This is a genomic window from Bradyrhizobium sp. USDA 4502 (assembly GCF_054063355.1).
Genome location: NZ_JBSSGF010000001.1, coordinates 8,451,164 through 8,468,681, shown reverse-complemented (window position 1 = coordinate 8,468,681; position 17,518 = coordinate 8,451,164). Strand labels below are relative to the sequence as shown.

The 17,518-nt window shown below is 64.3% G+C and carries 18 protein-coding genes; 7 read left to right on the top strand and 11 right to left on the bottom strand.

What is annotated here, in order from left to right:
• Window positions 1–19 precede the first annotated feature (19 nt).
• The 6 genes from ACVW1B_RS39425 to urtA form a co-directional block, all read right to left on the bottom strand.
• A complete protein-coding gene (locus ACVW1B_RS39425) occupies window positions 20–856 on the bottom strand; it encodes an urease accessory protein UreD (RefSeq protein ID WP_168858006.1) in 837 nt (278 codons plus the stop codon).
• 48 nt (window positions 857–904) lie between these two features.
• Window positions 905–1,600, bottom strand: coding sequence for an urea ABC transporter ATP-binding subunit UrtE (urtE, locus tag ACVW1B_RS39420; RefSeq protein WP_018269603.1), 696 nt, complete (start codon window positions 1,598–1,600; stop codon window positions 905–907).
• 4 nt (window positions 1,601–1,604) lie between these two features.
• Window positions 1,605–2,366 carry an urea ABC transporter ATP-binding protein UrtD gene (gene urtD, locus ACVW1B_RS39415; RefSeq protein ID WP_253604708.1) on the bottom strand — a complete coding sequence of 254 codons (762 nt, stop codon included), beginning with the start codon at window positions 2,364–2,366 and terminating at the stop codon, window positions 1,605–1,607.
• A 4-nt stretch (window positions 2,367–2,370) separates the two neighbouring features.
• Complete coding sequence (gene urtC, locus ACVW1B_RS39410) at window positions 2,371–3,540, bottom strand: urea ABC transporter permease subunit UrtC (protein WP_456777855.1); 1,170 nt, start codon at window positions 3,538–3,540, stop codon at window positions 2,371–2,373.
• On the bottom strand, window positions 3,537–5,135 hold the full coding sequence (gene urtB, locus ACVW1B_RS39405) for an urea ABC transporter permease subunit UrtB (RefSeq protein ID WP_375167117.1): 1,599 nt from the start codon (window positions 5,133–5,135) through the stop codon (window positions 3,537–3,539). The genes urtC and urtB overlap by 4 nt, the downstream gene beginning before the upstream one ends.
• A gap of 144 nt (window positions 5,136–5,279) precedes the next feature.
• Window positions 5,280–6,575 carry an urea ABC transporter substrate-binding protein gene (urtA, locus tag ACVW1B_RS39400; RefSeq protein ID WP_456822886.1) on the bottom strand — a complete coding sequence of 432 codons (1,296 nt, stop codon included), beginning with the start codon at window positions 6,573–6,575 and terminating at the stop codon, window positions 5,280–5,282.
• Window positions 6,576–7,098: 523 nt separating this feature from the next.
• On the opposite strand from urtA, the gene ACVW1B_RS39395 reads away from it, so the two are divergent.
• The 3 genes from ACVW1B_RS39395 to ACVW1B_RS39385 all read left to right on the top strand — a co-directional run bounded on the left by ACVW1B_RS39395 (window position 7,099) and on the right by ACVW1B_RS39385 (window position 9,381).
• Window positions 7,099–8,571 (top strand): DEAD/DEAH box helicase, encoded by a 1,473-nt coding sequence (locus tag ACVW1B_RS39395; RefSeq protein WP_430641161.1) that lies wholly within the window; start codon window positions 7,099–7,101, stop codon window positions 8,569–8,571.
• 24 nt (window positions 8,572–8,595) lie between these two features.
• Window positions 8,596–8,889 (top strand): translation initiation factor IF-1, encoded by a 294-nt coding sequence (infA, locus tag ACVW1B_RS39390; protein ID WP_016842649.1) that lies wholly within the window; start codon window positions 8,596–8,598, stop codon window positions 8,887–8,889.
• Between the two features lie 279 nt (window positions 8,890–9,168).
• Window positions 9,169–9,381, top strand: coding sequence for a cold-shock protein (locus tag ACVW1B_RS39385; protein WP_016842648.1), 213 nt, complete (start codon window positions 9,169–9,171; stop codon window positions 9,379–9,381).
• 221 nt (window positions 9,382–9,602) lie between these two features.
• On the opposite strand, the gene ACVW1B_RS39380 is transcribed toward ACVW1B_RS39385, so the two are convergent.
• The 5 genes from ACVW1B_RS39380 to ACVW1B_RS39360 all read right to left on the bottom strand — a co-directional run bounded on the left by ACVW1B_RS39380 (window position 9,603) and on the right by ACVW1B_RS39360 (window position 13,969).
• The gene (locus tag ACVW1B_RS39380) at window positions 9,603–10,232 is read right to left on the bottom strand and encodes a TadE/TadG family type IV pilus assembly protein (RefSeq protein WP_225645084.1); all 630 of its coding nucleotides are present in this window, start codon (window positions 10,230–10,232) and stop codon (window positions 9,603–9,605) included.
• 8 nt (window positions 10,233–10,240) lie between these two features.
• Window positions 10,241–10,810, bottom strand: coding sequence for a TadE/TadG family type IV pilus assembly protein (locus ACVW1B_RS39375; protein WP_076824889.1), 570 nt, complete (start codon window positions 10,808–10,810; stop codon window positions 10,241–10,243).
• Window positions 10,811–10,981: 171 nt separating this feature from the next.
• The gene (locus tag ACVW1B_RS39370) at window positions 10,982–11,488 is read right to left on the bottom strand and encodes a pilus assembly protein N-terminal domain-containing protein (RefSeq protein WP_057016118.1); all 507 of its coding nucleotides are present in this window, start codon (window positions 11,486–11,488) and stop codon (window positions 10,982–10,984) included.
• A 189-nt stretch (window positions 11,489–11,677) separates the two neighbouring features.
• A complete protein-coding gene (locus ACVW1B_RS39365; RefSeq protein ID WP_456822885.1) occupies window positions 11,678–13,123 on the bottom strand; it encodes a hypothetical protein in 1,446 nt (481 codons plus the stop codon).
• A gap of 15 nt (window positions 13,124–13,138) precedes the next feature.
• On the bottom strand, window positions 13,139–13,969 hold the full coding sequence (locus tag ACVW1B_RS39360; protein WP_438077276.1) for a sterol desaturase family protein: 831 nt from the start codon (window positions 13,967–13,969) through the stop codon (window positions 13,139–13,141).
• Window positions 13,970–14,249: 280 nt separating this feature from the next.
• Between ACVW1B_RS39360 and ACVW1B_RS39355 the strand changes: the two genes are divergently transcribed.
• The 4 genes from ACVW1B_RS39355 (at window position 14,250) to ACVW1B_RS39340 (ending at window position 17,514) form a co-directional block, all read left to right on the top strand.
• Window positions 14,250–14,414 (top strand): Flp family type IVb pilin, encoded by a 165-nt coding sequence (locus ACVW1B_RS39355; protein WP_016842642.1) that lies wholly within the window; start codon window positions 14,250–14,252, stop codon window positions 14,412–14,414.
• 172 nt (window positions 14,415–14,586) lie between these two features.
• A complete protein-coding gene (locus ACVW1B_RS39350) occupies window positions 14,587–15,111 on the top strand; it encodes an A24 family peptidase (protein ID WP_028334676.1) in 525 nt (174 codons plus the stop codon).
• A gap of 127 nt (window positions 15,112–15,238) precedes the next feature.
• Window positions 15,239–16,033: a Flp pilus assembly protein CpaB gene (gene cpaB, locus ACVW1B_RS39345; protein ID WP_456822884.1), complete on the top strand. Its 795-nt coding sequence runs from the start codon at window positions 15,239–15,241 to the stop codon at window positions 16,031–16,033.
• A gap of 2 nt (window positions 16,034–16,035) precedes the next feature.
• Complete coding sequence (locus tag ACVW1B_RS39340; RefSeq protein ID WP_456777858.1) at window positions 16,036–17,514, top strand: type II and III secretion system protein family protein; 1,479 nt, start codon at window positions 16,036–16,038, stop codon at window positions 17,512–17,514.
• The last annotated feature ends 4 nt before the right edge of the window (window positions 17,515–17,518 follow it).

Sequence of the window (17,518 nt, the reverse complement as noted above, 5' to 3'; positions counted from 1 at the left end):
TCTGAAAGCGTTGAAAGGATTAGTTGAGCCAAAGCCGCGGCAGCGGGACAGTGGAGGCGCGGCCGAGCACCGTCATCATGTCGGCCCGCAGCCGGGCCGCATCTTGGGCACAGAAGCGGGCCATTGCAAAGCCATTCCAGGCGGAGATGCCGACCTCGCCGCCGAAGCTTTCCGACGCCTCGCGGATGCGCTCGACCAAGGCTTCGTCACCCGGCACGATCAGCGCCGTGCCGATCGCGCAGCCGCCGCCCGCGATCGCGGGTCGCGCGAGCTTCTCGCCGATCTCGCCGTCGAGCCTGACGGTCTCGGCGAACACCAGCTTGCCGCCACGGCGCATCCGCCAGCGGTCGACGAACTCGCCGTGGCGCATGGTCTCGCCCATCGCGGCGCGGCCGAACACCACGATCTCGCAGAGCAGGAGCGAGGCACCCTCGGCAAGGTCGATGTCGAAGCCGCGGTGAATGCGGGCACGGTCGAACAGGATGGTTTCCTGCGGCAGCCAGGCGAGATGCGCGCCTGCGGCAACGGTCAGCGCGATGTCGAGCCGTGCCGCCGCTGCCGGTGCACGGTAGACTTTCTCAGCCGCCGCGGTGGTCAGCGTCAAACGCGCGCCCTCGCCGGCCGCGACCGCGATCTCGAAGCGGTCCCCGCCGGCAATGCCGCCGGCGGTGTTGACGAACATGGCCGAGAGACCGTCGTCCTCCGGCGATGGGAAGCGGACGCGCAGCGAGCCGGACTCATGCAGGTCGCCGCGGCGGGTGGCGCCGTCTTTCAGATGCACGCCGAACCTGACAGCACCCTGGGCGCGGTTTGCCGCAAACGTCGCCGCTGCCGCGCCTGCGATCCCGGTCCGCATTCCCCCGACGCTCCCTTCGCGCGCCACAACAGGCGGCTCACATCCTGTTCACAGCGCCATCTGGCGGCTGATCTCGGCGGGATCGAGGCTTGCGCGGTCGCAGGCATATTTCACCGCACCCCGGTCCATTACGGCAAAACTGTCGCCGAGTTCGCAGGCAAAGTCGAGATATTGTTCGACCAGCACGATCGCGATGTTGCCGAGGTTGCGCAGATAGGAGATGGCGCGGCCGATATCCTTGATGATCGAGGGTTGAATGCCCTCGGTCGGCTCGTCGAGCAGCAGGAGCTTCGGCCGCATCACCAGCGCCCGGCCGATCGCGAGCTGCTGCTGCTGGCCGCCGGAAAGGTCGCCGCCGCGGCGGCCCAGCATGGTCTCCAACACCGGAAACAGCGAGAACACGTCGTCGGGAATGTTGCGGTCTTCGCGCTTGAGCGGACCGAAGCCAGTCTTGAGGTTCTCTTCCACCGTCAGCAGCGGAAAGATCTCGCGGCCCTGCGGCACGAAGCCGATGCCGCGACGCGCCCGCTCATAGGGCTTTAGCGCGGTGATGTCCTTGCCGTCGAAATTGATCGTGCCGGAGGCGATCGGATACTGGCCGACCATCGCGCGCAGCAGCGAGGTCTTGCCGACGCCGTTGCGGCCGAGCACGCAGGTGACCTTGCCCGGCTCGGCGGTCAGCGACACGCCGCGCAGCGCCTGCGCCGCACCGTAATAGAGATTGATGTTGTCGATCTTCAGCATCGCGCTAGCGCCCCAGATACACTTCGACCACGCGCTCGTTCGACGACACCTGGTCGATCGAACCTTCGGCGAGCACCGAGCCCTCATGCAGGCAGGTCACCTTGACGCCGAGCTCGCGCACGAAGGTCATGTCATGCTCGACCACCATGATGGTGTGATTCCTGTTGATCTCCTTCAGGAGCTCCGCGGTCAGATGGGTCTCGACATCGGTCATGCCGGCGACCGGCTCGTCGACCAGCAGCACCTTCGGGTCCTGCGCCAGCAACATGCCGATCTCGAGCCACTGCTTCTGGCCGTGCGACAGACTGCCGGCGAGGCGGTTGCGCGCATCGGTCAGGCGGATGGTCTCGAGCACCTTGTCGATGCGCTCGGACTCAGCCTTGCTGCCGCGCCAGAACAGCGTGCCGCACACGGAATGATCGACATTGAGCGCGAGCAGCAGATTGTCCTGCACGGTCTGGCTCTCGAACACCGTCGGCTTCTGGAATTTGCGACCGATGCCGAGCTCGGCGATACGGGTCTCGTCGAGCCGGGTCAGGTCGACGGTGCCGTCGAACAGCACCGTGCCCTCGTCGGGTTTGGTCTTGCCGGTGATGATGTCCATCATCGTGGTCTTGCCGGCGCCGTTCGGGCCGATGATGGCGCGCATCTCGCCGGGCTCGAGCGCCAGCGACAGATTGTTGATGGCGTGGAAACCGTCGAACGAGACGTGCACGCCGTCGAGGTAGAGCATGGCCGAAGTGGCGCGGGTATCCATGACGTTCATCTGCCTACTCCGCCGGGTTCGGTGCGCCGATGCCGTCTTCGCGCGCGGCACTCTCGGCGTCGGGTGAGTTGCGCCGCGCTTTCAGCGGCTCCCACCAGGCGTTGAAGGTACCGACGATGCCCTTGGGCAACAGCAGCGTGACCAGGATGAACAGCGCGCCCAGCATGAACAGCCAGTACGGTGCGAGCGGCCCCGAGGTGAAGAACGTCTTGGCGTAGTTGACGACGACGGCGCCGAGCGCCGCGCCGACCAGCGTGCCGCGGCCGCCGACCGCGACCCAGATCACCGCCTCGATCGAGTTGGCGGGCGCGAACTCGCTCGGATTGATGATGCCGACCTGCGGCACATAGAGTGCACCGGCAACGCCGGCCATGCACGCCGACAGCGTGAACACGAACAGCTTGTAGGATTCGACACGATAGCCGAGGAAACGGGTCCGGCTTTCGGCGTCACGCACGGCGATCAGGACCTTGCCGAGCTTCGAGGTCACGATCGCGCGGCAGATCAGGAACGCGATGATCAGCGCAAGGCAGCTCAGCAGGAACAGCGCCGCGCGGGTGCCTTCGGCCTGCACGTTGAAGCCGATGATGTCCTTGAAGTCGGTCAGCCCGTTATTGCCGCCGAAGCCGAAATCGTTGCGGAAGAACGCCAGCAGCAGCGCATAGGTCATCGCCTGCGTGATGATCGACAGATACACGCCGGTGACGCGCGAGCGAAAGGCGAGCCAGCCGAAGCAGAAGGCGAGCAGACCCGGCACCAGCAGCACCATCAGCGCGGCAAACCAGAACTTGTCGAAGCCGTACCAGTACCAGGGCAGCTTGCTCCAGTTCAGGAACACCATGAAGTCGGGCAGGATCGGGTTGCCGTAGACGCCGCGGCTGCCGATCTGGCGCATCAGGTACATCCCCATCGCGTAGCCGCCCAGCGCGAAGAACGCACCGTGGCCGAGCGAGAGGATGCCGCAATAGCCCCAGATCAGATCGATCGAGAGCGCAAGGATGGCGTAGCAGACATATTTGCCCCACAGCGCGACCAGATAGGTCGGCACCTGGAACAGCGAGCCCTGCGGCAGCAGCAGGTTCGACAACGGGATCAGCACGCCGATCGCGGCGACGATCAGGACGAACGCGGTCGCGGCGCGATCGAGCGAACGGGTGAGGATGTGCGGCGTCATGCTTCCACCGCCCGACCCTTGAGCGCGAACAGGCCGCGCGGCCGCTTCTGGATGAACAGGATGATCAGCACCAGGATCGCGATCTTGCCGAGCACCGCGCCCGCGACAGGCTCGAGGAACTTGTTGGCGATGCCGAGCGTGAAGGCGCCGACCAGCGTGCCCCAGAGATTGCCGACGCCGCCGAACACCACGACCATGAAGCTGTCGATGATGTAGCTCTGGCCGAGATTCGGGCTGACATTGTCGATCTGCGACAGCGCCACGCCGGCAATGCCGGCGATCCCCGAGCCGAGACCGAAGGTCAGCGCGTCGACGCGCGAGGTGGCGATCCCCATCGAGGCCGCCATGCGGCGGTTCTGGGTCACCGCGCGCATCTCGAGGCCAAGCGCGGTGTAGCGCAGCATCGCCAGCAGGATGGCAAACACCGCGAGCGTGAAGCAGAGGATCCACAGCCGGTTATAGGTGATGGTGATCTGGCCGAGCTCAAAGGCACCGCTCATCCAGGAGGGGTTGCCAACCTCGCGGTTGGTCGGGCCGAACGCGGTGCGCACCGCCTGCTGCAACACCAGCGACAGGCCCCAAGTCGCGAGCAGCGTCTCCAGCGGACGGCCGTAGAGGAAGCGGATGATGGTGCGCTCGATCACGACACCGATCAAGCCGGCGACCAGGAAGGCGAGCGGCACCGCGATCAGCAGCGAATAGTCGAACAGCGCAGGATAGCGGCTGCGGATCACCTCCTGCACCACGAAGGTGGTGTAGGCCCCGAGCATCACCATCTCGCCATGCGCCATGTTGATGACGCCCATCACGCCGAAGGTGATGGCAAGCCCAATCGCGGCGAGCAGCAGCACCGAGCCGAGTGATAGGCCGTACCAGGCATTCTGCACCATCGACCACATCGCCAGATTGCTCTGGATCGAGGACACCGCGCTTGCGGCCGCGTTGGCGACCAGCGGCGGCTGGTCGGCGCCGAGGCCGGTGAGCAGCGCCAGCGCCTCCTGATCGCCGCGCGCCTTGACCACGGCGACGGCGTCGAGCTTGTCGCTGTCGGATGCGTCCGACTTGAACAGGATGATGGCGGCGCGCGCCTCGGCGAAGGCCTGCTTGACCGACTTGACGTTCTCCTTGGCGAGCGCAGCCTCCACCGTCGGCAGCAAATTCTCCTCGTGGCTCTTGAACACCGACTGCGCGGCGGCGAGGCGTTTGGCCGGATCCGGCGACAGCAGCGTCAGGCCGCCGAGCGCAGCCTCCACGGTGCGGCGCAGGCGGTTGTTGAGGCGGACGGCGGCGGCGTTGTCAGGCAGCTTGTCGACGGCAGCACCCGTGGCGGCGTCGACGATCTTGCCGTCGGTCCGCGTGATGAAGACCTTCTTGCTGTCGGGATCGGCCGAGAGCCGGCCGTCCTGCAGCGCGCTGATGATGGGCGAGGCCAGCGCATTGCCCGACGCGGCGACCTCACCGATCGCAGCCTCGGTGTCGGAGAACTCGTCATTGGCGAATTTGGCGACCGAATCCTCGAACGGACCAGCCAGCGCCGGCACAGCAAGGCAGCTCAGCAGCAGGATCGAGAGAAACAGCGCACGAAAACGATCAATACAATTGGCGAACACGTCAGTACCCCGGCAGGAGTGTGAGGAGAAGGCGGCGAGCTGTGCCGCCTTCTCCAGGTTCTTGGATGGTTGTGTTGTGTCGTCGATCAGGTCAGGAGCTCAGGAGCCCTGTTGTCAGGAGCCCTATTGTCAGGAGCCCTGGCCGCCGCACTTGTTGGTCTTGGTGTTGAAGTTGCCGCACTTCTTGCCGACCCAATCGCCGATCAGGTCCTTGGAGCCTTCGAGCTCCTTCGACCAGGCGTCGCCGGCCACCAGGCCCGGGGTCTTCCAGACCACGTCGAACTGGCCGTTGCCCTTGATCTCGCCGATGAACACCGGCTTGGTGATGTGGTGGTTCGGCAGCATCTGCGACACGCCGCCGGTCAGGTTCGGCGCCTCGATGCCGGGAAGCGCATCGATCACCTTGTCCGGATCGGTCGACTTCACCTTCTCGACCGCCTTCACCCACATGTTGAAGCCGATGTAGTGCGCTTCCATGGGATCGTTGGTCACGCGCTTCGGGTTCTTGGTGTAGGCCTGCCACTCCTTGATGAACTTCTCGTTCGCCGGGGTCTTGATCGACTCGAAGTAGTTCCAGGCGGCGAGATGGCCGAGCAGCGGCTTGGTGTCGATGCCGGCGAGCTCTTCCTCGCCGACCGAGAACGCGACCACCGGGATCTCGGTCGCCTTGATGCCCTGGTTGCCGAGCTCCTTGTAGAACGGAACGTTGGCGTCGCCGTTGATGGTGGAGACCACCGCGGTCTTCTTGCCAGCCGAGCCGAACTTCTTGATGTCGGCCACGATCGTCTGCCAGTCAGAGTGACCGAACGGCGTGTAGTTGATCATGATGTCGTCCTGGGCGACGCCCTTCGACTTCAGATAGGCTTCCAGGATCTTGTTGGTGGTGCGCGGATAGACGTAGTCGGTGCCGGCCAGCACCCAGCGCTTCACCTTCTCTTCCTTCATCAGATAGTCGACCGCCGGGATCGCCTGCTGGTTCGGCGCCGCGCCGGTGTAGAACACGTTGCGCTCGGACTCCTCGCCCTCATACTGTACCGGGTAGAACAGGATGTTGTTCAGCTCCTTGAACACCGGGAGCACGGATTTGCGCGACACCGAGGTCCAGCAGCCGAACACGACCGCGACCTTGTCCTTGGTGATCAACTCGCGGGCCTTTTCGGCGAACAGCGGCCAGTTCGAGGCGGGGTCGACCACGACGGGCTCGAGCTTCTTGCCGAGCACGCCGCCCTTCTTGTTCTGCTCGTCGATCAGGAAAAGGATCGTGTCCTTCAGCGTGGTTTCGCTGATGGCCATGGTGCCCGACAGCGAGTGAAGGATGCCAACCTTGATGGTGTCGTCGGCCGCTTGCGCGGGCGCGAGGGACGAGGACGCAGCCAGACCCAAAATCAGGCCGGCCGTCGCCGCGAGCGCGCGGCGGCGGGTCATCGTCGTTATTTTGTGAGAAAGCTGAGTAAGCATGAAATGTCGTCTCCCTGACGCAGGCGTGGAACGCTGCGAACGGCCGCTTGGCCGCCTGCGGTTAAGGGAATCGCAAGAACTGTGCCACGGTGCGCAGCCCCTGTAAGCCGATGAACCGGTTAGATAATTTCATCGGTTCCGGGCAAATACGGAAGCCGACTGCTCAATCATTGAGCCGCCAACTTGACTGCCGAAAGAGCAATCAGATTATTTTGTAGGCAGAATCGCCGCCTTGGCTAAATTTCCGGCATCGATTTGTGACAGTTTGCGCGATGGTTCAGCGAACTCCGGGCACCAAAGACGGCAATCTCATCTTGAAACCGCCCAGTTCCTGGTCCATATCCTCGCCATGCCCGCGAGAGTCGCGGTGCCTTCGCGAGCTGCGTGTTCAAGCTGCCCCAAGCGGCTTCTGGCTCGCCTTTCAGCTAACCCAGCTTGACGCCCCAGACACGCGGGTGTCCCCGAATGCCTTCACACGCTTCCGGCCGATATGGGCCGGGACGACGACGGCTTTTATGGAAAGAACCACCTTTTGACCTCCTTTCAGGATTTCGGCCTCGCCGATCCCATCGCCCGCGCGCTCCGAGAAGAAAATTATCTCACGCCGACCCCCATCCAGGCCCAGACCATCCCGCTAGCCCTTGCCGGCCGCGACGTCGTCGGCATCGCCCAGACCGGCACCGGCAAGACCGCCTCCTTCGCGCTGCCAATCCTGCACCGGCTGCTGGAGAACCGCGTCCGCCCGCAGCCCAAGAGCTGCCGCGTGCTGGTGCTCTCGCCGACCCGTGAACTGTCCGGCCAGATCCTCGACAGTTTCAACACCTATGGCCGCCACATCCGGCTGTCCTCGACGCTCGCCATCGGCGGCGTGCCGATGGGCCGCCAGGTCCGTTCCCTGATGCAGGGCGTCGAGGTGCTGGTCGCCACCCCCGGCCGCCTGCTCGATCTCGTGCAGAGCAACGGCCTGAAGCTCAACCAGGTCGAGTTCCTGGTGCTCGATGAAGCCGACCGCATGCTCGACATGGGGTTCATCAACGACATCCGGAAAATCGTCGCCAAGCTGCCGATCCGGCGCCAGACGCTGTTCTTCTCGGCCACCATGCCCAAGGACATCGCCGAGCTCGCCGAGGCGATGCTGCGCGACCCGGCCCGCGTGGCGGTGACGCCGGTGGCCTCGACGGTGGATCGCATCGCCCAGCGCGCGATCCAGGTCGATTTCGCGGCCAAGCCGACGGTTCTCGCCCAGTTGCTGAAGCAGGAGCCGGTCAACCGCGCCCTGGTCTTCACCCGCACCAAGCACGGCGCCGACAAGGTGGTGAAAAGCCTTGCCAAGGCCGGCATCGAGGCCAATGCGATCCACGGCAACAAGTCGCAGAACCACCGCGAGCGCACGCTGGCGGCGTTCCGTTCCGGCGAGATCCGCACGCTGGTGGCGACCGATATCGCCGCCCGCGGCATCGACGTCGACGGCGTCAGCCACGTGGTGAATTTCGACCTGCCCAATATCCCGGAGACCTACGTCCACCGCATCGGCCGCACGGCGCGCGCCGGCGCCGACGGCGTCGCGATCTCGCTGATCGCCGGTGCCGAGGAGATGGGCTATCTGCGCGATATCGAGCGGCTGATCCGGATTACCGTGCCGCGGGAAGACCGCCGCACACAAGGCAGCTCCTCTGGCGGCCGCGAGGCCGCCGGGCCGGCGCAGGCCACCCACCCGCACCGGGGCGGCCGTTCTGCACCCCGTGCGCATAATGTCCGTGGGAATGAGGCCGCTCCGGGCGCAAAAGGCCCTCGCCGCCGCCGCCGTCGAGGTGGTAATAATGGCGCGCCGCAGACGAGCCGGGGCGAGTCGCCGCGTCCGTCGCAGGCCGGCAACAGCGAAGGCATTCAGGGCGTCGCCTTCTTGCATCGCGAGAGCCGGCCGAATCCGCAATCCAACCGCAACAACCGACCGAAGCACTAGCCGTCGCTCGATCTGGAGAAACATATGGCTAAGGAAGAGCTGATCCAGTTCGAAGGACTGGTGACCGAAATCCTCCCCGACGCTCGTTACCGGGTGCAACTCGATGCCGGGCACGAGATCGTCGCCTACACCGCCGGCAAGATGAAGAAAAACCGCATCAAGACGCTGGCCGGCGACCGCGTTACGATCGAAATGTCGCCCTACGATCTCGAAAAGGGGCGCTTGATCTTCCGGCACAAGGACGAACGTCCGAGCGGCGCGCCGGGCGGCCCGCCGCGGGGCGGAGCCCAGCGCGGCGGCCAGTTCCGCCGCCGATAAGCGGGGTATTGCAACCGCTGCGGGCATGACGTCCTGATGTCCTGCGCACAATTGGCCGGCGGCTGCGCCGGCCAAAAAATCGCGCACGTCAGGATTGTTTTCAGGATTGTTTTGAAGCCTTCTATCGAATAATATCCTACCCATCGATTTTCGGCCGGACGACATTAGCCAATACCGGTACAGCCGGTTCAGACGCTGACGACCCTTCCAAAAATTCGATCTCACCACCCCGCCGATCAGCGGGTCTTGAACTTGTATATCTGAGAAGGGACTACCCACGTGAGCATGGGAACCGTGAAGTGGTTTAACGCGACCAAGGGCTACGGCTTCATCCAGCCGGATGAAGGCGGGAACGACGTGTTCGTGCACATCAGTGCAGTCGAGCGCGCCGGCCTTGGCACTCTGCGTGAAGGCCAGAAGATCTCCTACGAGATCGTGGCTGACCGCCGTTCCGGCAAATCCTCGGCCGACAATCTGCGCGCCGCCGGATAAGCCGATTTCCCGGGAGCGCGAAGCTCCAGGAAATTGTCGCTAAAGCATCAAGGGCCGCACCTTCGGGTGCGGCCCTTTTTGTCTGGATTGCCGACCGGTGTCCGCGTCGTTGGAAAGCTCTAGAGCTTTTCCCGTTCCGATGGAATCGGAACGGGGCTCTAGATTCTTGTTTTGACGCGTTTTCTCCACGCGAACCGGTATCCACTTCGCTCGAAAACGCTCTAATAGGTCGAGCAGGTCGTCGGCATGGTGGCGGACGTCGGGGCATAGAACACGCAAACCGACTGCCGCGGCCTTGTGAAGGCGACATCGGTGAGATTGATGCCGCTCTTGGCCATCACATAGCCGACCGTCGGAACGTATTTGTAGCTGACTTCGCTGAAGATCAGATATGTGCCCGCAACCAGCAGCGCCGCCGGAACGACGCTGGTCACGACATCACCCTGGCTGCGGCTCGAGGCCGTCAATGTGGCCTGGGTGGCGCCCGTGGCCATCACCCCCGCCTTGCTCCACTGGATCCGCGCGACCTTCGAGGCATCGACGTAGATTTCCGACAAGGTGACCTTGGTCGGCGTCGGATCGTACGGCGTCATGATGCCGACGCTGGCACTGAAGAAGTTCTGCAGGTCGGCATCCACCACCTGCGTCGACTGCGAGGTCAGGTCCGACGCGGCGCGCGCCATAAGCGTGACCTTGCGGTCGACCGCGACACCGGATGAAAACTCGACGGTGCCGAAGAACAGCACCAGCATCAGCGGCAGGACGAAAGCGAACTCGACGGCGGCAAGGCCCCGGCGGTCATTGCACAGGGCCACGACGGAGCGCAGCAAGGCCGCTGCCTGGGTTTTCATGACGTTGCTCATGAGCATGTCGCCCCGGCGGTCCCGGATGGCTCGTTCTTGAATGTCGCGGTCGCGGTCAGCAGCCGCTTGCCATTGGCGAGGTTGGCGACATTGAAGCCAAGCTTGGTGACGAACAGCGGCCACTGATAGAACAGCCGGACCACCACGACGTCGCCGTCCTTGCCGGGACACCATTTCATGGCCGGAATGAATGCGTTGTTGGAATCGATTGGAGGCGCGATGTTGACGCTGCTGAAGCCCGTCGCCGCGGGGTAGCTGCGCACGTCGACCGATATGCCGTTGGCGCAATCGAACAGCGGGTTGACCTGGCCGCAGACGTAGTCCTTGAACTGCTGCTGGGTATAGCTTGCGCCCTGCGCCTGACCGGTCATGATCATGCGCGCAGAATCCTGCGTCACCGTCTCCAGCACCTGGCTCGCAAAGAAGATCATCGCCACTTCGATGATCGCAAACAGCAGTCCGAAAAACAACGGCGCGACCATCGCGAATTCGACCGCGGTCGCGCCACGGCGGTTTCTGCGAAAGCGATGGAGGAGGCGCGTGAAAGAATGAGCGGGTAGCGGCATCAACGACCCCGGATCAACATGGCGGCAACAACTACCCAAGACTCATTGTCGAAGTATTTCGCCGGATCGAGACAGGGCGACCCGATCCGTCAGGCCTTTCTTAACCATGTCGGATGAACCGCCTGCGGCAGGCGGCTGCCCCGGCGTGCGAAGCGCCGGCGCGGACACGCGCTAGTTCTGCGGCTTCGCGGCCGCGCCCGAGCCGGAGGCCTGGCTGTTGAGCGAGCCGGCCTGGTCCATGGTCGACTTGAAGTAGGTCTCGCCGTCGCCGAGGGTGATGCGACGCTGGCAGACCGGCATGCAGCTGTAGGTCTCGCGATCGACGCCGCGATAGACGGTGACAAGCTGGTCGGTCGGACCTTCGACCTGGATCTGGCGATCCACCAGCACCTGGCCGGTGCGGTCGAGTGCGATGAAGTTGGTCGCGCCGTAGCCCTTGCCGGTCACGACGACAACGCCGCCATTCTGCAGGGTGACGTCGGCGATCAGCGGGTTGCCGACCACGATGGTGGAAATGCCGCCGGGCAGCTTGACGAGCTTGGCCTGATCGACATTGACCGCAATCCGGTCCGGATCCGGCGCGGCCGTTGCGAATGCGGGCCACAGCAGAACGGCTGCGGCCAGCGAGATGAATCCAATGCGCGCGACGGCGCCAATACGCTGGAATTGAAACGACATACCTTACCCCGGGACGTTAACAAGCCGGCAAAAGCGATACGCAGCGGACCGGCGCCCGACGCAGGCAAATCTGACGGCAATTCATTTAAGAAGAGCAAAAATCGACCGCTGAATTGCGCGGATGTCACGACTTCCGGAACGGATCGGCCAACGGCCCGGTGATCCCGCGGAAAAACGCCGCCGCGCCGCCTAGCCGGCGGCACGCACATGCACCACCACGCGATCGTCCGCGTAGAGGCGCTGCCATCCATCGATGTGATCGAGAAACTTGGAGGCGGGCGTTGCCGGATCGAGCATCACCGCATCGACCCTGTAGGTCTTGAGCAGGTCGAGGAAGCCGTCGACGTCCTTGAGCTGGAGCGCACGGTAATACGCCATCTCGAATTTCTCGCCGTAAAGCTCGGCACGGCCGTCGACGAACACCGGCACCTGGCGCCAGATCAGATAGCCGCCGAACTGCAGATCATTGAGCACGCGCTGCACGTTGTGCGCCTTCAGCGCGTCGACAGCGGCAGCGGGCGAATGGATCGTCGGCGGCGACATGTCCCGACGCGCCGCAATGAACCAGGTCGAGGCGCAGAGCGCGGTGATGAGCACCGCGGCCGGCGTGGCCTTCAGCCGGGCCACGCTTGCGGCACGCAGGCCGAACTGGGTTGCCACCGGCGTCAGCGCGGCCAGCGGCAACAACAGGGCGAAGAGCTCGAGATTCCTGACATGGGATAGCGCCATGTGCAGCAGGCCCAGCGCCAGGGCGATCCGCGGCAGCGGCAGCTTCACCCCGCAATAGAGCGCCCCCCCGATCAGGCCGAGAATGGTCAGCTCGAATGCATCGACGTGGCTGAAACTCGCCGGCATCCACTCCGTGATGAGATGCAGCAGTTCACCGAGGCTGAGAATCCTGAGCGAGGCGAAGATCGTTCCCCAGCCATAGGGCGTCACGCAGCACGCGGCCAGCGCGCCGAGGCCGAATGCGGCCCAGCGCAGCGCCAGCGGCAATCTTTGCGCCGGCGCGGCGTTCCACAGCGCATCGAGCGCGAAGGCGCCGGCCAGCACCAGACCAAACAGAAAGCCGCCATGCAGATTGGCCCAGAGCGCGATCAACGGCAGCAGCCAGAACGAGGGGGCCTCGCGGCGTTCGCTGGCGACCATCAGGCCGCTCGCCCAGACCATCATGATCGGCAGCGCAAGCACATGCGGACGGGCCAGCAGATGCCCGCAGGTCAACACCAGCGCCGCCAGCGCGATCAGGCTCGCATGGATTGCCGGCAGCGCACGGCCGAGGATGGCGGTGAGCAGCGCGAAGGTGGCGGCACCGCAGGCCGCGGCCAGCACCGCAGGCCCGGTCCACCCGGCAAGGTCGTAGGCCTTCGCGAACAGGACCTGCGCCAGCCACGACGACGACACCCAAGGCTCACCCGCTTTCGTGAAGGAATAGATATCGACCGACGGCAATGCGCGGTGGTCGAGGATCCACCGGCCGACGGCAATCTGCCAGTAGGTGTCGGAATCGGCGAGCAGCCTGTCGCCGACGACCAGCAGCAACGCATAGACGCCGCACGCCATCCAGAACCAGGCCGGGACTTCGGCGAACACCGAGGCCCGCGCCTGTGGGATGGTTGCGGTCTCAGCACTCATGCGCGCGCAGTCCGGTCAATGACGGAACGGATAGGCCAGCTGTCCGCCGATTTCGGCCGGCACGCCCTGCTCGGCGTCGACGCCGTAATCATCCGGAAGCTTGCCTTCGGGCATGCGGAATGTCCCGAACAGAATGTCCCAGAGCGGAAACGTGCCGGCGAAATTGGTGTCGCCACCCTCCTCCAGCGCGGTGTGATGCCAGCGATGAAACACCGGCGTGGCGATCACATATTTGAACGGGCCGAGCGTCCAGTTCAGGTTGGCGTGCACGAAGGCGGAATGGAATGTGGTGAAGGGACCGACCCACAGCATGATGTTCGGCGAGATGCCGGCTATCAGCAGGATCACGTCGACCGAGATCGTGCCGATCAGCAGATTGACGGGATGGAAGCGCGCCGCCGAGATCCATTCGAGATCCTCGGAGGAATGATGAATGGCGTGGTACTTCCAGAAGCCGCCGCCGTGAAACATCCGGTGCAGCCAATACAGCATGAAGTCGGAGGCGACCAGGAAGATGATCGATTGCAGCCAGAGCGGCAGCTGCGCCAGCGGGCCGTGTCCGTTCTCGTAGAACGAGATCAGCTCGTCGGCACCGTGCACATCGAACACCGCGGCCGCGCCCACCACCAGCAGCCCGATCCGCAGCACGCGGGCGAATACCGGCACGAAGAACCAGTAGCAGATGTCCGTGACCAGCTCGCGCTTTTGCCACCACGGCTTGCCGGGATTGCAGGCCCAGAAGTGGGTCAGCACCGTGAAGAACAGCGCGAGGCCGATCGTGATCGGCACCACCCTCATCATCGTCTGGCCGAGCATCTCGATGACTTCGATCGGAAGGGTGGACATGGCAGCCTCATACTACGGAAGCCCCATGGGTATAGATGTGCGCTTAAGGAGCCGTGAATAGGCGCCGGACGCCGGGTCGCAGCAACAATCTGCAATTTGAGCGGACCGTTTAATGCCAAATTTACTGTGCGCAACATCAGCGGGTTCCCGCAGAGTTTATGCGATCAAATTAACTGCGCCGAAATCGTCCAACACTAGGGTGCCGCAATGGTCACGGTGCTGAGAACGCCGGCGAGACCAAATCTAGTTCGACCAGCCACGTGTACACAGGAGTGATTTTATGAAGAACCTCGTTTCGCGCTTCGTGAAGGACGAATCGGGCGCGACCGCCATCGAGTACGGCCTGATCGCCACCGGTATCGCCATCGCGATCATCGCTGCAGTCAACGGCGTCGGCACGAAGCTCTCGGGTACCTTCAACTCGATCTCGGGCTCGCTGAAGTAAGCCGGCTTCGACGAATTCGCATCAAAGGTCCCGGCAATCCCGGGACCTTTGCTATTTGTCGGGGGCCGATCGGCAGCCTCTGTTGAAGGTGCCGGCAATCCTTTTCCGATTGTTCATCATTGGCCGCTAGCGTCGGGTCTCGACCGCAGCTCCAGCTTGACGGCATGAATTCATGATCCTCGACATCGCACGCTTGATGCTGTTTCCGGCCCTGATGGCCTTTGCGGCGGCGAGCGATCTCCTGACCATGACGATCCCGAACCGGATTTCGCTGGCGCTGGTGGCGGGCTTCTTTGTCCTGGCGCCGCTGACCGGGATGGGCGTCCACGAGATCCTCACCCATGCCGGCGCAGGCGCGCTGGTTCTGGTGGTGGCGTTCGGCATGTTCGCGATGGGCTGGGTCGGCGGCGGAGACGCCAAGGTCGCGGCCGCGGCCAGCCTGTGGTTCGGGTTCGAGCACCTGCTGCCCTATCTGGTCTTTGCCTCGCTGTTTGGCGGTGCGCTGACCGTGCTCTTGCTGCAGCTGCGGCAATGGCCACTGCCCTACCCGCTCGCGTCCCAGGCCTGGCTCAGCCGCCTGCACGACAAGCAGACCGGAATTCCCTACGGCATCGCACTCGCCCTTGGGGCCCTCCTGATCTATCCCGAGACGGACTGGATCAAGACGATCGATCTCGCGCACTTCGCCATGCGCTGAGAAAGCAGCGGTAACCGCCCGTTAAGGCGATTTAGATACGCCTCATTAACCATGCTTTGACGAATAGCTGGTCAACTCCCATCACGGCGGCGGCAGCGTCGCGGCGTCATGTGGAAAGTGAAGCGTAATGGATAAGGCCCGCATTCTGGTCCTGGCAATTGCAGGCTGCGCCGGCCTTGCGGCGCTTTATTTGGCGAGCGGAAGCGACGACAAGCCGGCGGCTCCTCCGCCAGTTGCGCAGCTGCCGACCGTCGACATCCTGGTCGCGCGCTCGGACATCGGCCTCGGCCAGGCAGTGAAGGCCGAAGATCTGCAGTGGCAGACCTGGCCGGCGGCGACCGCCAGCGCCAGCTTCATGCGTAAGGACAGCCACGCCGACGCCATCAAGGACGTCACCGGCTCGATCGCGCGCGCCCCGTTCATCCAGGGCGAGCCGATCCGCGAGCAGAAGCTCGTCAAGGCCGACGGAAGCGGCTTCATGGCCGCGATCCTGCCGACCGGCATGCGGGCGGTATCGACTGAAATCTCTCCCGAGACCGGTGCCGGCGGCTTCATCCTGCCGAATGACCGGGTCGACGTCCTGCTGTCGAAGCGGGACAAGAATCCCGACCGCAACGGCGCCGAAATCGTCAATTCCGAGGTCATCCTGACCAATATCCGCGTCCTTGCGATCGACCAGGCGCCGAAGGAGAAGGACGGCACCAACGCACTGATCGGCAAGACGGTGACGCTGGAGCTGAAGCCTGACCAGACCGAGACGCTGGCGCGCGCGCGCCAGAGCGGCGTCCTGTCGCTGGCGCTGCGCAGCATCGCCGACAACAACGGGAACGACGTCAGGATCGAAGACAACCACCAAAGACGCGGTGAGACGATCAACGTCATCCGCTTTGGCGTTGCCAACCAGGCAACGATGCAGAAGTGACCATGAGGACACAGGTGATGAAGGGCGGGGCAACTCAACGGACGATGCGGGCCTTCATGGTCCGCGCATTGTCGTTCTCGGCCGTCGCGGCGCTCACGCTCAACCCGGCACTGACGCCGGTGGTGGCGGGCGACTACCGCGCCGCTCCCGCCGCGGCCGACGGCCAGATGAACGCCCGCTTCCTCTCACTCGGCGTCGGCAAATCGGTGGTGATCGATCTGCCGAGGGACATCAAGGACGTGCTGGTCGCCGATCCCAAGATCGCCAATGCCGTGGTCCGCTCGGCGCAACGCGCCTACATCATCGGCGCGACAGTCGGCCAGACCAACATCGTGTTCTTCGACGCCGCCGGCCAGCAGATCGCGGCCTATGACATCGCGGTCAAGCGCGACCTCAACGGCGTGCGCGCGGCCCTGCGCGCAGCGCTGCCGAATGCCGATATCCAGATCGAGGGTGTCGGCGAGGGCGTCATGCTGACGGGAAGCGCGGCGAGCCCGATCGAAGCGCAGCAGGCCGGCGAGATCGCCACGCGGCTGGTCGGCAGCGCCGACAAGGTCGTGAACTCCATCACGGTTCGCGGCCGCGACCAGGTGATGCTGAAGGTGACGGTCGCCGAAGTCTCGCGCAGCCTGATCAAGCAGCTCGGCATCGACCTCACCGCGAACCTCAATTACGGCACCACTGTGGTGAAATTCACCAACAACAACCCGTTCACGGCAAACAACGCAGCGCTGGTGCCCGGCAACGCCCTCACCACTTCGTTCGGCGCGGCCCCATCGGTGTCGGCGACGCTCCGCGCCATGGAAAGCGCAGGCGTGGTGCGGACGCTCGCCGAGCCGAACCTGACTGCGATCTCCGGCGAATCGGCGACCTTCATCTCGGGCGGCGAGTTTCCAATTCCGACCGGCGTGACCTGTCAGACGACGACGGGAGGCGCGATCGGGAATTGCGTTCAGACCGTCAGCTTCAAGAAATTCGGTATTTCGCTCAACTTCACGCCCGTGGTGCTGACCGAGGGACGGATCAGCCTGCGCGTGATGACGGAAGTGTCGGAAGTCTCGACCGAGAACTCGCTGACCGGCGGCGCCGGCGGAACGACGATCCCCTCGATCAAGACCCGGCGCGCCGAGACCACGCTGGAAATTCCCTCGGGCGGCTCGATGGCGATGGCCGGCCTGATCCAGGACCAGACCAAGCAGGCGATCAATGGCCTTCCCGGGCTGGCATCGCTGCCGGTGCTCGGAACGCTGTTCCGCAGCCGGGACTTCGTCAACAACCAGACCGAAATGATGGTGCTGGTGACGCCCTATGTCGTTCGCGCGGTGGCGCAGAAGGACCTGTCGCGTCCGGATGACGGCTTCGCCAACGCGTCCGATCCGCAGGCCGACCTGCTCGGCAGCATCAACCGCGTCTACGGCGTGCCCGGCCGCACCGAGCCGGCGCGGAATTACCGCGGCACTTACGGCTTCATTACGGACTGAGGCG

Excerpts from the sequence above, each read along its gene's own strand:
- ACVW1B_RS39425 (WP_168858006.1), bottom strand. The coding sequence starts at position 856 with ATGCGGACCGGGATCGCAGGCGCGGCAGCGGCGACGTTTGCGGCAAAC.
- urtE (WP_018269603.1), bottom strand. The coding sequence starts at position 1,600 with ATGCTGAAGATCGACAACATCAATCTCTATTACGGTGCGGCGCAGGCG.
- urtD (WP_253604708.1), bottom strand. The coding sequence starts at position 2,366 with ATGAACGTCATGGATACCCGCGCCACTTCGGCCATGCTCTACCTCGAC.
- urtC (WP_456777855.1), bottom strand. The coding sequence starts at position 3,540 with ATGACGCCGCACATCCTCACCCGTTCGCTCGATCGCGCCGCGACCGCG.
- urtA (WP_456822886.1), bottom strand. The coding sequence starts at position 6,575 with ATGACCCGCCGCCGCGCGCTCGCGGCGACGGCCGGCCTGATTTTGGGT.
- ACVW1B_RS39395 (WP_430641161.1), top strand. The coding sequence starts at position 7,099 with ATGGGCCGGGACGACGACGGCTTTTATGGAAAGAACCACCTTTTGACC.
- infA (WP_016842649.1), top strand. The coding sequence starts at position 8,596 with ATGGCTAAGGAAGAGCTGATCCAGTTCGAAGGACTGGTGACCGAAATC.
- ACVW1B_RS39380 (WP_225645084.1), bottom strand. The coding sequence starts at position 10,232 with ATGAAAACCCAGGCAGCGGCCTTGCTGCGCTCCGTCGTGGCCCTGTGC.
- ACVW1B_RS39375 (WP_076824889.1), bottom strand. The coding sequence starts at position 10,810 with ATGCCGCTACCCGCTCATTCTTTCACGCGCCTCCTCCATCGCTTTCGC.
- ACVW1B_RS39370 (WP_057016118.1), bottom strand. The coding sequence starts at position 11,488 with ATGTCGTTTCAATTCCAGCGTATTGGCGCCGTCGCGCGCATTGGATTC.
- ACVW1B_RS39365 (WP_456822885.1), bottom strand. The coding sequence starts at position 13,123 with ATGAGTGCTGAGACCGCAACCATCCCACAGGCGCGGGCCTCGGTGTTC.
- ACVW1B_RS39360 (WP_438077276.1), bottom strand. The coding sequence starts at position 13,969 with ATGTCCACCCTTCCGATCGAAGTCATCGAGATGCTCGGCCAGACGATG.
- ACVW1B_RS39355 (WP_016842642.1), top strand. The coding sequence starts at position 14,250 with ATGAAGAACCTCGTTTCGCGCTTCGTGAAGGACGAATCGGGCGCGACC.
- ACVW1B_RS39350 (WP_028334676.1), top strand. The coding sequence starts at position 14,587 with ATGATCCTCGACATCGCACGCTTGATGCTGTTTCCGGCCCTGATGGCC.
- cpaB (WP_456822884.1), top strand. The coding sequence starts at position 15,239 with ATGGATAAGGCCCGCATTCTGGTCCTGGCAATTGCAGGCTGCGCCGGC.
- ACVW1B_RS39340 (WP_456777858.1), top strand. The coding sequence starts at position 16,036 with ATGAGGACACAGGTGATGAAGGGCGGGGCAACTCAACGGACGATGCGG.